The following is a 14492-nucleotide window of genomic DNA, read 5'->3' on the forward strand; positions in this document are numbered from 1 at the left end:
TTACCGGTACCCCTATTTCTCCTTGCAGTGTCACAGCTTCGCTTGTTATACGAGATCTACGTCCCAACCAGCCTAATCATGTTTCTACAAGTAGGGGGCAAACTGTTTAGTTGACGGGGTCTATCCCCACGAGCAGGTACGTTTTGCCCCGGCTACCGTTATAATAAAACTATATAAAAAATGGTCAACCAGAAATATTTTCTGGCTGACCTTATAATACGAACGGGGCAGGTTAGTGCCATAAGAATTCTATTTGTAAAAAAATGAGATGTCTCTTATCAAGAAACATCTCATGAATATCTATTCTTTAAATTTTAACAACCTAATTGCATTTAAAATAACAATTAATGCAGCACCTGTATCACTTAATACAGCCATCCAAAGTGTAAGCCAGCCAGGAAAGATTAAGACTAATGCGATGACTTTAATAATTACGGAGAACCAAATATTTTGTTTAATAATAGTTAAAGCTTTTCGGCTTAACTTCATTGTATGAGGAAGTTTATCAAGATTATCAGCCATTAAAACAATATCTGCTGTCTCCATTGCGGTGTCAGTTCCTGCACCACCCATAGCAATACCTAAATCTGCTGTTGCAAGTGCTGGAGCATCATTAATACCGTCTCCTACCATTGCCACCTTATGTCCTTCATTTTGTAATTTCTTTATGGCATTTACTTTATCCTCTGGCAATAATTCTGCAAAATAACGATTAACATTAGCTTCTGAAGCAATCATTTTTGCAGTTCCTTCATTATCTCCGGTCAACATTACAGTTTGATTTACTCCACTTTGTTTTAATGCTTTTAAAGCCGAAGCCGTTGTGTCACGTATTGTATCAGAAACTGCAATCATCCCGATTATTTGGCGATTTGTCCCTATTATTACTACAGTTTTCCCTTTGTTCTGTATCTCTTGAACATGATTTTTTACATCCTTTAAAGATACATTCATTTCTTCAAATAGTTTTAAATTACCAGCGTAAAAAATATCTCCTTCAATAGTCGCTTGAACGCCTTTTCCAACAATACTTTTAAATAACTCGCCATTTTTAGGTTGAATTCGTTTTTCGTTGGCATATCCAACAATCGCTTTGGCTATAGGATGTGTTGAATAATCTTCTAGTGTTAAGGCTATTGAAAGTAATTCCTCTTCCGTTACGTTTAACGTCTTGATTTCTGATACTTTAGGCTTTCCTTCAGTCAAAGTCCCAGTTTTATCAAATGCAATGGCAGTGATGGCACCTGCTTTTTCTAAGAAAGTTCCACCTTTAATTAAGACTCCGTTCTTCGCAGCGTTCCCAATAGCAGATACGATCGCAACAGGAGTAGAAATCACTAAAGCACAGGGACAAGCTACAACTAGTAGTTCGAGCCCTTTATAAAACCATTCTCCCCAAGTGCCAAATCCAAGTAGTGGAGGCAACACCATAATTGCCAATGCTAAAATAAATACAATAGGTGTATAAATACTTGCGAACTTATCTACAAAAGCTTCAGTTGGTGCTTTTTGTTCTTGGGCTTCTTCAACCAAGTGAATAATTTTTGATATGGTTGTATTTTCAACTAACTTCGTAACCATTATCTCAAGGGATCCATTTTCATTTATAGTACCTGCGTATACTGTGTCACCAATTTCCTTATCTACAGGAATGGATTCTCCTGTAATAGGAGCCTGATTGACGCTTGATTCTCCTTGAATGATTTCACCGTCTAATGGTATTTTATCACCCGGTTTAACAACGATGGTATCACCTACAGGTATTTCTTGAACAGGCTTCTTAATAATCTCAGAACCAACTTTAACCCAGGCTTCAGGAGGAGCTAAATCCATAAGATTACGGATAGAGTTCCTTGTACGTTCAATTGATTTAGTTTGTAGGAAGTTACCGATAGCAAATAACCAAACAACTGTAGCACCTTCAAGCCATTCCCCTATAAGAGCAGCTCCAATAGCCGCAGCAGACATTAGAACATTCATATCAAGTGAACGACTTTTTATTGCATAAAAAGCACTCCTAACTGGCTTAAAACCACTAATCGCCATTGCAATTACGTATAGCATCGTGGACATCAAGGTAGAAATTCCATTAAATGACCCAATAAAACCTAGAGCTATTAGTACACCAGACAAGATTATTAAGCCATTTTCGTTTTTATTTTTGTTAGTCTGGGTCGTTTTATCATTTGATTGTAAGGAAGCTTTATAACCGATTTTAGAAACTTCAGAAATAACATCTTCGACGCTATTGGAATGTTCGATTTTCATTTTCCCAGTAGAGAAATTAACGCTGACATTTTTAACTGATGAATTGGAACCAAAGTGGTTTTCTATGCTCTTAGCACAACTACCACAGTCCATTCCTTCGATATTATATATTTTTATATTCCCGTTTTGATTTAAGGGCTCTACAGAAAATCCAAGTTTTTTTATTTCCCTCTCAATCGGAATAAAGGCATCAATGTTACTTGCAGCCACCTGCATTTTCGCGGTGCTGTAATTAACCTTTACCTCAGCGATATCCTTCAATGTACTTAAACCTTTTTCAATGGTTTTAGCACAAGCAGGACAATCCATTCCGTGAACTCTGTAAGCCTTTTTCCCCCCAGAAGGAAGAGGATTCGAGATTTTCTCAATTGTCTGTTGTTCATTACTACAACAGCTAGTTTTCACTGAAGTTTCATCTTCTTTAATTGTTGTTTTACTGCTACAACAATTATTGGTTTCTTGCTTTTTTTCACTTGGAAGGGAAGTGCTGCAACAGCTTACTTTCTCTAATTCTTTATCGGTTTCCTTTGATGTATTACTGCTACAACAACTAGTTTCTGTTTGTATAAAAATAGGTATTGAATTAAAGCTGTTTACTGAATCTTTGTTACTTGAACAACAACTTGTGTTTTCTTGTTTTATTTCTAAATTGGTGGAGCTACAACAACTATCCGTCCTATTTTCTGTATTTTCGGCATCATTATTTGAATTACAACATTTGTCAGCCATTTTAAGCACTCCTAATCTATATGACTTTCGCAACATGCAACATCATTTTGAACATCTTCAAGAACTACATCGAACATTGATAATAAATCTCGTATATGTTGATTACGTAAGCTATAAAAACAGTATTTCCCTTCATTCCTTCCCACTATAATTCCACAACCCTTTAAACACGCGAGATGCTGTGAAATATTTGATTGACTCCCCTTGATTTCATCTACAATTTGAGAAACAGTTTTTTCCTGACTTTTTATACTTTCGAGGATTTGTATCCTTGTTTTATTAGAAAATCCATGAATTAGTTTAACCTTCATATCTATATCAGTATTTTTCATATATTTACCTCCTAACACATTAGACAGGACTAATATGTTTTGTTATCATCATATTAGCAGTAGCTAATATGTGTGTCAAAATTGATGAATTAAATTTGTAAAAGGAGTATCTGGAATGATAAAAAAAGTATCTTTATTATTTTTATTACTTTTCATCTTATTTTCAAAGCAAGCACTAGCACACACTTCTCTGGAAGACTCAACACCTAAAGATGGTGAAGTAATTACAGAACCCATTCGGGAGCTTACTTTAATTTTTGGTACAAAAGTTGAACAGAACAGCAGAATTAGTGTTTCGAATTCAAACGGAGAACCTGTTAAACTAGGAAACTTTGTGATAGAGGAAGAGGAAATGTGGGCTACTTTCCTTCAACCTTTAAAGAATGGAAATTATAAAGTGGACTGGGAGATCATTGGTACAGATGGACATCCAATAGAAGGAATGTTTTCTTTTTCAGTAGAGGTACCTAATGATAAAGCCACCACAGAAACGAAGAGTGAAACGGAAGAAGGAGAACCAAAACAAGTAGAAGATAATCAAGAAAACACCATAAAAAAACCAAAACATGATGTACAACAAAGTAACGTACCTTCTTATATAATACCTTCCATTATGGGTGCTTTATTTGTCATAGTTGCCGGGAGTTTCCTATGGCTAATGCTAAGGAAGAAATAACAAATGGTTATGATTGGAATCATTAGTGAACCATTATTATACCTTTGTTTTTCCCTATTAATTGGTAGTTACATTCTAAAGCTTGTACCAAGTGCCTATAGACCAGATATTAGCGTCCCTAAAAGTGTTTTAATGTTAGCTACAGCCGGTATAGGAATCTTTTCATTTATACCCGTTTTACAAGTGATTTTATATCTTTATCAGGACATTGGGTTTGAACAAACACTTAAATCGGTACTTTTTACATTTGAAGTGGGAAAAGCCTGGATTTTTACATATTTACTCTCAAATCTATTATTTATTTATATTGTTTGGTTTGATTATCGAAAGAATCCACTATATGCATACATTGGTATTGTCATTACGTTCATATTAATTCTTGCACTAGGTTGGTCTAGTCATGCTAGTTCTATTGAGCAATGGAAAGGGTTCGTTGTACACACTATTCATTTTCTTGCTGTAACCATTTGGGTAGGTATTTTATTCGTGGTTAGTTGGGCCTCAAAAAATCACTTAAATTGGATTAGATTTTTAAGGTGGTTTACGCCCGTTGCATTAATTTGTTTCTTTATAACTGTTATATCAGGACTTTTTTTAATGACTGTGGTGATCGATTATAAAGACTATGCAAATTCTTGGATTCTACCTTATGGACAAGCACTTTTAATTAAACATCTGCTCATAATTCCTTTATTGGCTTATGTCTTTATTAATAGCATTTTGATACGAAAAAAAATAAAAAATAATGATAATTTTAATCCAAGACCATGGACGAAAGCTGAGAGTTCAATTGTATTTCTAATTTTCTCTGCTACGGCTGTATTAGGGCAACAAGAACCACCTCATGATATTGAAACAACAATTGCTGCATCAGGAGTGTCTAGATTATTTGACCTTTTATATCAAGGAAATATAACAGGCAATTTAGTAATAGTTCTTGGTTTTGAATTTAACAGTGTAATGTTATTGTTATTAGCCTTATCCTTCTTGGGACTAACAATATTGTCATATGTAAAGAGAGCACCTATCCTATTAGGTTTCTCAATGAGTGTATTATTTGTAGTTGCTACATATTTGTCATTAATGGTAAGCATCCGATAAGGTGGCGCGATTCTGGAATAAGAATCGCTTTTCTTAATGAACTAACGGGTGCGTTAGCTGAAGATCAGAGCTGTCTTTAAGGCAGCTCTTTCGTGCGCCCGGCATGGGTGCAATCTATAGGGTGAAAGTCCCGAACCATGAAGGCAGTAGTAGTGGTTAGCTTAATGCAAGGGTGTCCACGGTGACGTGGAATCTGAAGGAAGCAAGCGGCAAACCTCCGGTCTGAGGAACACGAACTTCATATAAGGCTAGGTATCATTGGATGAGTTTGCGAAACAAAACAAAGTCCTTACTGCCGAAGGTGGTACAGAGTAAATGAAGCAGATAGATGGAGGGAAAGATTGCACTCTTACCCGGGGAGGTCTGATGACAGCCAAGTACACTTGGTAACCTGTCCAGTGATGAACAGCTGAATCATCAGAAGTCAGCAGAGGTCATAGTACTTGTCTACTCGAGAAGATAAGGAAGGACCGAACAGATTAAGGAGGATGAATACTAGGCGTTCGTTATCTGCAAAGAAGCAAACAATTCCTAACGGAACTTATTTGAAGGAAGAAGTGGTGAATACACGGGGAACTTCAAAAGGGTGGAGCAGATAAAGGCACAAATAGACCATTTATCCACGTAGAAAGGATATCAACGATGTTAATGGAACAGATACTAGAGAGGGAAAACTTAATACAGGCATTGAAGCGTGTAGAAAGAAATAAGGGAAGCCATGGTGTAGATGGAATGCCGGTTCAAAACCTGAGACCGCACCTCGTAACCGAATGGTACAACATGAAAACTGCCCTTTTACAGGGTACCTATCAACCGCAGCCCGTCCGTCGTATCGAAATCCCGAAACCAAACGGCGGAGTTCGGCTATTGGGTATTCCAACCGTTCTAGACCGTTTCATTCAACAAGCCATTGCCCAAATATTGACCAAGATATATGACTCAACCTTTTCGGAGAATAGCTATGGATTTCGCTCTAACAAACAAGGGCACCAGGCGGTTCGAAAGGCAAAGTCCTATATAACCGAAGGTTATACATGGGTAGTGGATATGGACTTGGAGAAGTTCTTCGATAAAGTGAATCATGACAAGCTCATGGGAATGTTAGAGCGGAAAATTGAAGATAAACGAGTTCTCAAACTGATTCGTAAATTCCTTCAAGCAGGCATTATGATAGGCGGACTTTTTCATAAAAGTGAGGAGGGAACTCCGCAAGGAGGTCCGTTAAGTCCTTTATTATCTAATATCATGTTAGACGAGTTAGATAAAGAACTAGAGAAACGCAATCTTCGATTCGTAAGGTATGCGGATGACAGTACTATCTTTGTGAAGACACGAAAAGCCGCCAAACGTGCAATGGGAAATATCTCAAGCTTCATTGAAAATAAACTGAAGCTAAAGGTCAACTACGAAGTCGAAGTATGATCGCCCTTGGAACAAAACGTTTCTCGGTTTTAGTTTCACGAAGTCAAAGAAGAACCCGAAGGTTCTACTGGCTAAACAAACGGTGAAGAGAGTAAAGAAACGAATCAGGGAAATGACCTCGAGAAAATTACCGATACCCATGAAACTCCGAATAAATAAGTTAAAGCAATACCTTAGAGGTTGGATGGGGTATTTCGCCCTCATTGATACTCCGAACGTATTGAAGAATTTAGATTCATGGATTCGAAGAAGACTCAGGATGTGTCTATGGAAGCAATGGAAATTGCCAAGAACGAGGGTGAGGAAACTCAAAGGATTAGGCGTCCCATTTGGAAAAGCATATGAATGGGGAAATAGCAGAAAGGGTTATTGGCGCATAGCGCATAGTCCTATTCTAGACAAAACCCTTAATAATGTTTATTGGCTCCATCATGGGTTAGTAAATCTATATGAACGATATACAAAACTACGTCAGACTTAAACTGAACCGCCGTATACCGAACGGTATGTACGGTGGTGTGAGAGGTCGGAGGCTAGGCGCCTCCTCCTACTCGATTTTATGCAACTATCGGGGCAGGTTAGTTCAACAATAACTTTGAGGAAAATTGGATATCTATGTTAAATTTAGAATAATATATTTAATTAAACATAGGAAATCGAGGAATAAAAATGGGGCTTAAAGCGAATATTTCTGAAAATCGAACTTATACGAAAGGTGTAATTGCGTTATTATTATCAGCTTTATTAACTGCAATAAGCCAAGTATTTTACGCAAGTCGTGTACAAAATTTGAATCCATTTATATTTACGGGTATCAGTTTCTTTTTGACTGCTTGTTATTTTTCCTTTTTTGCGAGAAATCAAAAGGTAGAATATAAATGGAAATCAACATGGCAATCGCTACTAAAGTTAAATTTAGCCTCTGTACTAGCATTTATGGGGTTTTACTTCGCATTGAAATTCATTGAACCAGCAATCGTTAGTTCACTTGAGATGGGCTTAGGACCATTATTTGTGATTTTCCTTACATTAACACAGCGACAGTTTGTCAGTAAATTACAGTGGGGAATTGCACTGGGTACTTTATTAGCTTGCTTTTTATTAATCGTTTCTATCTTTAACGGTAATTCAGGTGTTCAAATGAATCAAAATACAAATACTATTTTAGGTGTAATAGCGAGTGTTTTTTGTGGTTTAGGAGCTGTACTTTGTACGAACTATTCAAAACAATTAAGTTCGGTCGGGTGGACAAGTTCGATGATTTTAACACACCGTTTTTATGGTATCGTACTTTTATCATTTATTTTTACTTATGATATTTTATTTGACTATTTTTTTCATAATGTATTGTGGATTTTCCTTGTAACAATTGCCGGTGTCTTAATTCCAATGTATTTATTACAGAAAGGTATTCAATATTGTGAGACGTTCTTAGTGATGATGTCGCTCTGCTTCGTACCTGTGTTTACATTTTTCTTTCAACTATTTGACCCAAGATTATCTTGGTCAACAACGACTTTAATCGGCGTTATTTTACTATTTGTATTAGGTCTTTTTAGTATTTATGGAGAGAAAAAGTAAGTTAACAATTATAGATTCTTTTAAAACCGAATTTTTCCGTGTAATGAGCGATTTTAAAAGTAAGACTCTATTATTACTAATTGTTCCGCAATCGGGAGGATTCATCAATAAGAATCGCTTTTCTTAAAGAACTAACGGGTGCGTTAGTTCACTAAAAGAAAAAAGGAGAGTACATATTATACATGGCTAATATGTACTCCCCTTTATTTATTAAGGTTTTTTATAATTAGGTCTAGATAATTTTGAAAAACTAACAAACATTAAAGGACCGTCAATGGACCTGTTTTTTGTACGAAAGAAGGATGGCCACCAAGTTTCGACGAATATATCAATATACTTTTTGGAGGTGTTGGATATGGGGATTTGTTGTGGAGAGTGTCACGTTGAATTAAAGAGTGATGATTATGTCACATTGGATGAATTTAGCACGCTGAGGCACACATATTGTGGTTATGATCTTATTGCCGAGCTGATCAAAGACATTGGGACTTATCGAAATATCAAAACAAAGTATTGGTTTTCCCGTGAGCGTACTAAATGAAAATCGGTAAAATCTTGGAGTTAATTAAAACTGATACACCAGCGAATATTGCCAAAAGGGCTGATGTTCATCTTTCAGAAAAATTACTAAGAAAAGCATTGAATAAAGCTGGTTATGAGTATAGAAATTCAGGTGAAAAAGGCTGGTATTTCGTTGGTGAAGGTGACGAGGAAACGGTACAAGAGCAGCTTATTTATGACTTTGCAACAGCAGGAAAAGCAAAGGCGAACATTTCAACTAATGTGAATAAAGAACCTATTAACGATACCAACCAACGTTCTAACGTTGGCATAAAACGTGGTAAAGAACAGGTCAAACAAGCGAACGAACAATCAGCACCAACCATAGAACGAACCAACGTTATAAGAAAACGTTCTTCATTCGATATGGATGTTGAACTTATGAAGGAACTAAAAATACAAGCAATCATTCATGATAGGACGGTTTATGAACTAGTTGAAAGTGCCGTAAGGCACTATTTAGCTGAATTAAAGGGAAAATGATGTGGCTTTGAAATAAAGTCACGATGTTTATAATAAAGTTGCACCGTTTGACCCCTTTGGAAAATATCCTCTAAAGGGTGTTTTTATGTCCAAAAGATAAAGTACATCTGAAATTTAAAAATGGATCAAGGGAATTCTTGAGTGGTAATAGAGTTGTTCCGTTAAAGGGCGCGATTCTTTAATAAGAATTACTTTTCTTATAGAACTAACGGGTGCTTTAGTTCAATAACAGGGGTTGCTTCGGCAGCCTTTTTGTTATGGCACTAACGGGGCAGTTTAGTTGAAGAAGAATAAAAAAATGATAAACAGTGAAGATGGGGTAATATGGAGTATTAATGTATAATTTGATTGAAATTAGAACGGGTGAGGATTTTGAAAAAATCACATTTCCTTAATATCCTAGCAGGACTGATAATCATTGGAATACAGGTTTATCATATCGTGAATGGGGGAGTTCCTTTATTCCCTGTTATTATGATAGGGTTATTTGTAGTTTCATATGTTATGGAAAGAAAGGGTGTCAGCTCCTTTACTGGCGGGACTAACCATCTTATAGTTATTGTTCTCCTTATGGACTATGCTTCCGCGATTGTCATTTGGACCTTAAAACAAAGAAAAACCCGGTTTGTGAAGAATTGTACTTAAAGTAAAGGGTGCAAGAGTTGAAGAAGTGGTTACGGCGGCAACCCTTTTATGCTATTGGGAGGAAAAATATATGGATTTAGATATTGTAAAAGCCAATTTAAAGGATAAATATTATGAATATAGAGAAAAAGGATATGATTGTAAAGAAGCATATAATAAAATCTTAACCAGTATAAATCATTGGATTAATGAATTGTCCATTTCATTAATAAGAAAGGAAAATTCTATGACTTTAGATCAAATAAAAAAACTTTCATCTATAGTTTATGAGAATGTCGGTGAATGGGTAGGAGCTCCAAAAGTTATTTATAGCGACACTTTACCAGCAGTTGTTTATGATTATCCTAAGGAAAATGGCAATAATCCATTAAACATTGAATGTAATGATAAATATTTTATTAGTGCAAATGGCTTCTCTTATTCATATTCACAATATCTTACGGACTCTGAACTTGTTAGGGATAAAGAGGTACATAGGAAAATTCCAATGGGCTATAAAGCTATATCTTTGTATGAGAAAAGGGTATTCATTAAGAATGGACAGATTATAAAAAGCTTTGAGGAAATTCCAGAACAACCCGAAGGAGACCACTATACAATCATTACAACATCGGAATATCTTGGTCAACGTGGTTATCGAAACTCCCCAGATTTAAGTTTAGTTGATAAAACGGATTATTTAAAAATAAAACAGTTGGCCATTTCCTTGTCAAAAAAGGATAAAAAAGGAATTTATCTTGTTTGCAAAAATAACGACAACATTTATTGGCATTAAACTTATTTTTCTTATTCCACTAACAGGTGTTAGCTGAAGATCGAAGCTGTCTTTAAGGCAGCTTTTCTTTATGAAACTATCGGGGAAGTTTAGTTGAAAACGGGGGGATTCTATTACTAAACAACTTCTTTATATGTAAAATGGTAATTTCATATTTATAATTGGAGTAAATAAAAATTCATTTTCTATTTTTATAAAATCTCGGGGGTTAGTAATGGATAAAAAAATAACTACATTGGAGAGACAAGTTTATAGAAGGGCAACAGAGTGGTTAATAAAAGATTACCAAGCAATCAAATTGATGGATTCGGAATCAGTTTATACTTTTGAAAATAACACAAACTTTATCCAAGGCTTTGTATTTAGATGCTTAAAGTCTTCTGCAAATGAAATTTTCGAAATTGACTTAAATTGGAATAGCATAGGAGTTCATAAATATATCTCACCCTCTGCACTAGAAAAATATTTAATAAAAGAGAAAAATTCATATATAAAAGAACACGTAGTATGTAAAAATATTTATTTCAAAGAAATAATAAAAGAACTGAAAAAAGATTCTCCTGATGAAGAAAAAATCTTCAATATTCTTTTAAAGTATTATTTTACAGCCCTTATTACAAAAGAAGAGGATAAACAATTAGATGAAAGGGGATTAAGAAGAGTTATGCTTGTTGATAAAGAGTGGGACGGCGAAAGTTTATTTGTCAGATATGAAGGTACTGGTATTACCCTAATCGATAATCCTAATTATCTCTTTAAATAGGGATACTTTATTCGGAAAATTAACTTGTAAGGTAAGGGGTAAAAGATAAAGAAATATATTTCGTTAAACTTAATTTTGTTTATTGTATTTTTGGCAGGAACCATACTTACGATATTTATAATATATAAGGATATTGATACTTCGCTATCTCTTAAATTTATTATAGGATATGTAATTTATCTTCTTCTATATGGTTTGTTCTCCCTCTTTTTAGTTATTGCGAATACAAGGAAGTTAAATTGGATTCAAATAAGAAAAAGGTTTTTTACGTTTATTATTTGGTTTATTTCTTTAAGTTCTTTGAACTATCTTCTTTCTTATTTTTTTAGACGTTCGGAAATGGATGTTTGGGATTTAGGTATTCCTTTGGGTGTATCATTCGGATTGGCATTTTCTGATTTAATGTCTTGGAAAAAGAAAGAATAAAGCATTGAAGTTTTACTAAGGATTAATGCCTTTTTTCTCTTTCACTAACGGGTGCTATAGTTGAAGTTCGGAGCTGTCTTTAAGGTGGCTTTTTCTTTATGCAACTATCGGGGCAGGTTAGTTGAGCAACCTCTGCATGATTTCTACGTATAAACCATATCCTTCTTATAAAGAGGAGGTATATTTAGTGAGGGAGTTTCGTACAAGATTAAAATATAAAAAAATTGTTAATGTTTTATTCTTGTTTTATATTTTTATGTTAGCAATAGTTAGTTTTTGGGGTATTAGTATATTCCAAACAAGACTTAATGGGAATATTGGAGATGTTTCACATAATATTGTACCGTTTCATACAATTGAAACTTACTTCTTCAATTTTCAACACTATAACTTCGATACTTGGTTTTATAATACATTTGGCACTATATTAGTATTTATACCATTAGGAATTTTACTTCCACTTGTTTTCGTTAATTTAAGAAATTTGACATTGATAGTATTATTATCATTGGTGGTTAGTCTTATTATTGAAACTATACAATATGTTACTTTACTAGGTGTGTTTGATGTTTATGATATATTGTTAAATACTTTTGGTAGTATTTTAGGCTTCATAATTTTCACTTTAATTATAAAAAAAAGTAAACGTTAATCAACTAACAGGTGCGATACTTCAATAACGAAGTGTCGCTTTTTACTTATAGAGCTAAAGGGGCAGGTTAGTTCATTAAGGGTTATGGAATGGTTTGTTATTAGTAAATTTATTTCCCCGAATTAATTCAACGCGATATACACTTATATATAACTAATACCAAAATATTCTAAATTAATATTCTTTTTATTTTGGCTTTGTTAAGTAGTATTGTTGTTTTTCAGGTATAAAATATGGGAACGTCCGATTTGGACGTTCCCGTTCTTATTCCATTAAAGCCCCCTATAATGGAATAACTGTAAAGCTAATGAAGCTTTTTTAAAAACTGCGTTTCCCTGCCCAAGCTCCTTGCATTTTACTTAGGAATACAATTTGCCCAATATGATATGCGTCTGAGAATTTTGAGGATATTATTGAGGATTGGAAAGAAGAACAAGTTATAGAGAGTTTGAAAACATTTGAAATCCTAGAGGATTTTATAGAGGGTTTAGAATATCAAAAAGGTTTTTACTATCCTTCTAAATCTAATGTAAGTCTTTGGGTAGAAATACAAACTTCAAACAAGCAAAACGAATCTTTTAGACTATCATCTTAATTAAGCACGCTTAAAATTTAATCAAAATTAAAGATAATTTATACAATTGGAGAAAAAACACATGGATATGGCTTTGCTGAACTGTCCAAGCAGGGCTTACTTAGTAGATAACACTACGGATGACTTGGATAAACTTATCAAAGGTCTTTGTAGTGTTTATGCGGTTTGCTCTGGACCAATCACCGTTTTGGAAAAAGGCTTTGCGTAAGGCGGTGCTAAGTTCTAACTGGACTCCGGCACCTGAAGAGCATCTATTCACGATATTGGTTGGTTCGATTCCTTGATATCCTGTCGTGGAGTTGGCGATAACGGTGTTAAAACCTGCTCTGGTAAATTTTGTTTTTAAGATATCACGCCATTCTGTATCTAAACCGCCTAATAGAATGGTTTGGTTATCTGGGTCATAGTATCCGTGAAGGGAGATTGCTCGCGCTTTAGATGTGATCAGTTGCACGGCTTGAGGCTCATCGAAGTTGGCACTGGTAATATGAAGGGTGTCATTGTTGCTAGATTTTAAACCTTCGAACAGGTATAGATTAGCAATGTCTTTTGCGGACGCAATTACCGCTTCTGATGTGCCAACCTCAATACCTCCACCATGTGGTGTAAACACCGTAATATCACTAGTCGGATGTTCTTGTACAGTAATAGAATAGTCTATACCGTATGTTTCATTAGCTTGTAGCTCTGCAAAATTTGCGTATAAATCTGCCATTAAAAAAACCTCCTTGTAATTATATGATATTCGCCAAAGATAGGAAGGTTCTTAATAGTAGGACCATCCTAAATTCTATTAAAATAACGTTGAATGTAATTGCTAGATTACTAATTCAACGCTATGAGTAAAGAAACTCAACATTTATTTTCAAATAAAAAAGACACCCTCTCAAGAAGGTGTCCATCCCCAAATTATTGAACTAACAGGTGCGTTAGCGCCATAAGAAGGCCGCCAATTGGAAAAACTTTTGGCTATTGGTTTTACAAGGTCACGAAGGATATTGCCATGCTGCAACGGATTCTGCATCATTCCCATACTTCGTGATTGGGTCATTTTCCTAATTAGAGCATACGATGATATAACCCACATAAGTTCCTCCTTAAAAATAAATAAGGAGATGTTTCTATGTCACACGATTTTGGATTTGGTGGAGGTTTCGCCTTTATAGTCGTTTTGTTTATACTCTTAATCATTGTTGGTAGTTGTTTTTAAGGCGAATGTGTGCCCTTGATTACGAAAATGGCGACTTCTGCTAAAAATAGTATGAAAAAAACCGACCAATAAAGGTCGGTTTCTTCAAATTAAAATACGTTCGTAAAGGTACACTTTTACGAACTTTTTTTGATTGTTACTTCTTTAAAATAAACTCTGTTAAACAATGCTGTTGATTTTTCTTCTTCTACTAACGCGGCAGGTTAGTGGAGGAAGGATTCCTACAATTTTTAACGAATTATCTATAATAATAAACTAAAATAAGTTATCAAG

Annotated in this window: 13 protein-coding genes and 2 pseudogenes; 12 read left to right on the top strand and 3 right to left on the bottom strand. The window is 34.9% G+C overall.

The genetic code is table 11. The features are described 5' to 3' along the window. Positions 1-300: 300 nt before the first annotated feature. On the bottom strand, positions 301-2997 hold the full coding sequence (locus tag QFZ73_RS28340; protein ID WP_307274042.1) for a heavy metal translocating P-type ATPase: 2697 nt from the start codon (positions 2995-2997) through the stop codon (positions 301-303). 11 nt (positions 2998-3008) lie between these two features. Next, entirely contained in the window at positions 3009-3329 is a 321-nt protein-coding gene (locus QFZ73_RS28345) for an ArsR/SmtB family transcription factor (RefSeq protein ID WP_251438027.1), read from the bottom strand. Between the two features lie 115 nt (positions 3330-3444). Between QFZ73_RS28345 and QFZ73_RS28350 the strand changes: the two genes are divergently transcribed. From QFZ73_RS28350 to QFZ73_RS28395, 10 genes and pseudogenes are all read left to right on the top strand, one after another. Next, complete coding sequence (locus tag QFZ73_RS28350; protein ID WP_251438028.1) at positions 3445-4005, top strand: copper resistance CopC family protein; 561 nt, start codon at positions 3445-3447, stop codon at positions 4003-4005. Positions 4006-4008: 3 nt separating this feature from the next. Next, positions 4009-5106: a copper resistance D family protein gene (locus QFZ73_RS28355; protein WP_307274048.1), complete on the top strand. Its 1098-nt coding sequence runs from the start codon at positions 4009-4011 to the stop codon at positions 5104-5106. 443 nt (positions 5107-5549) lie between these two features. Beyond that, positions 5550-5705 (top strand): hypothetical protein, encoded by a 156-nt coding sequence (locus QFZ73_RS28360; protein ID WP_307263198.1) that lies wholly within the window; start codon positions 5550-5552, stop codon positions 5703-5705. 43 nt (positions 5706-5748) lie between these two features. Then, positions 5749-7009 (top strand): annotated as a pseudogene (gene ltrA / locus QFZ73_RS28365) (group II intron reverse transcriptase/maturase). A gap of 188 nt (positions 7010-7197) precedes the next feature. Continuing rightward, positions 7198-8109: a DMT family transporter gene (locus QFZ73_RS28370; protein WP_307274051.1), complete on the top strand. Its 912-nt coding sequence runs from the start codon at positions 7198-7200 to the stop codon at positions 8107-8109. A gap of 355 nt (positions 8110-8464) precedes the next feature. Then, on the top strand, positions 8465-8650 hold the full coding sequence (locus tag QFZ73_RS28375; protein ID WP_034306238.1) for a hypothetical protein: 186 nt from the start codon (positions 8465-8467) through the stop codon (positions 8648-8650). Then, entirely contained in the window at positions 8647-9153 is a 507-nt protein-coding gene (locus tag QFZ73_RS28380; protein ID WP_307274054.1) for a hypothetical protein, read from the top strand. The genes QFZ73_RS28375 and QFZ73_RS28380 overlap by 4 nt, the downstream gene beginning before the upstream one ends. A gap of 715 nt (positions 9154-9868) precedes the next feature. Continuing rightward, on the top strand, positions 9869-10573 hold the full coding sequence (locus QFZ73_RS28385; RefSeq protein ID WP_307274057.1) for a hypothetical protein: 705 nt from the start codon (positions 9869-9871) through the stop codon (positions 10571-10573). Positions 10574-10787: 214 nt separating this feature from the next. After that, on the top strand, positions 10788-11336 hold the full coding sequence (locus tag QFZ73_RS28390) for a hypothetical protein (RefSeq protein ID WP_268937586.1): 549 nt from the start codon (positions 10788-10790) through the stop codon (positions 11334-11336). A gap of 613 nt (positions 11337-11949) precedes the next feature. Then, positions 11950-12414 (top strand): VanZ family protein, encoded by a 465-nt coding sequence (locus tag QFZ73_RS28395; RefSeq protein WP_307274060.1) that lies wholly within the window; start codon positions 11950-11952, stop codon positions 12412-12414. A 695-nt stretch (positions 12415-13109) separates the two neighbouring features. Here QFZ73_RS28395 and QFZ73_RS28400 read toward each other — a convergent pair. Further along, positions 13110-13724 (bottom strand): poly-gamma-glutamate hydrolase family protein, encoded by a 615-nt coding sequence (locus QFZ73_RS28400; RefSeq protein ID WP_251438277.1) that lies wholly within the window; start codon positions 13722-13724, stop codon positions 13110-13112. 240 nt (positions 13725-13964) lie between these two features. On the opposite strand from QFZ73_RS28400, the pseudogene QFZ73_RS28405 reads away from it, so the two are divergent. Together QFZ73_RS28405 and QFZ73_RS28410 are read left to right on the top strand one after the other, a co-directional pair. Next, a pseudogene (locus QFZ73_RS28405) lies at positions 13965-14039 on the top strand (site-specific integrase); the annotation flags it as partial. A gap of 93 nt (positions 14040-14132) precedes the next feature. After that, positions 14133-14219 (top strand): YjcZ family sporulation protein, encoded by an 87-nt coding sequence (locus tag QFZ73_RS28410; RefSeq protein ID WP_251438220.1) that lies wholly within the window; start codon positions 14133-14135, stop codon positions 14217-14219. Positions 14220-14492 lie beyond the last annotated feature (273 nt).

It is taken from the genome of Peribacillus sp. V2I11, assembly GCF_030817135.1.
In the GTDB taxonomy this organism is placed as follows: Bacteria; Bacillota; Bacilli; order Bacillales; family DSM-1321; genus Peribacillus; species Peribacillus simplex.

Excerpts from the sequence above, each read along its gene's own strand:
- QFZ73_RS28370 (WP_307274051.1), top strand. The coding sequence starts at position 7,198 with ATGGGGCTTAAAGCGAATATTTCTGAAAATCGAACTTATACGAAAGGT.
- QFZ73_RS28340 (WP_307274042.1), bottom strand. The coding sequence starts at position 2,997 with ATGGCTGACAAATGTTGTAATTCAAATAATGATGCCGAAAATACAGAA.
- QFZ73_RS28380 (WP_307274054.1), top strand. The coding sequence starts at position 8,647 with ATGAAAATCGGTAAAATCTTGGAGTTAATTAAAACTGATACACCAGCG.
- QFZ73_RS28400 (WP_251438277.1), bottom strand. The coding sequence starts at position 13,724 with ATGGCAGATTTATACGCAAATTTTGCAGAGCTACAAGCTAATGAAACA.
- QFZ73_RS28375 (WP_034306238.1), top strand. The coding sequence starts at position 8,465 with ATGGGGATTTGTTGTGGAGAGTGTCACGTTGAATTAAAGAGTGATGAT.
- QFZ73_RS28350 (WP_251438028.1), top strand. The coding sequence starts at position 3,445 with ATGATAAAAAAAGTATCTTTATTATTTTTATTACTTTTCATCTTATTT.
- QFZ73_RS28345 (WP_251438027.1), bottom strand. The coding sequence starts at position 3,329 with ATGAAAAATACTGATATAGATATGAAGGTTAAACTAATTCATGGATTT.
- QFZ73_RS28355 (WP_307274048.1), top strand. The coding sequence starts at position 4,009 with ATGGTTATGATTGGAATCATTAGTGAACCATTATTATACCTTTGTTTT.
- QFZ73_RS28410 (WP_251438220.1), top strand. The coding sequence starts at position 14,133 with ATGTCACACGATTTTGGATTTGGTGGAGGTTTCGCCTTTATAGTCGTT.
- QFZ73_RS28385 (WP_307274057.1), top strand. The coding sequence starts at position 9,869 with ATGGATTTAGATATTGTAAAAGCCAATTTAAAGGATAAATATTATGAA.
- QFZ73_RS28390 (WP_268937586.1), top strand. The coding sequence starts at position 10,788 with ATGGATAAAAAAATAACTACATTGGAGAGACAAGTTTATAGAAGGGCA.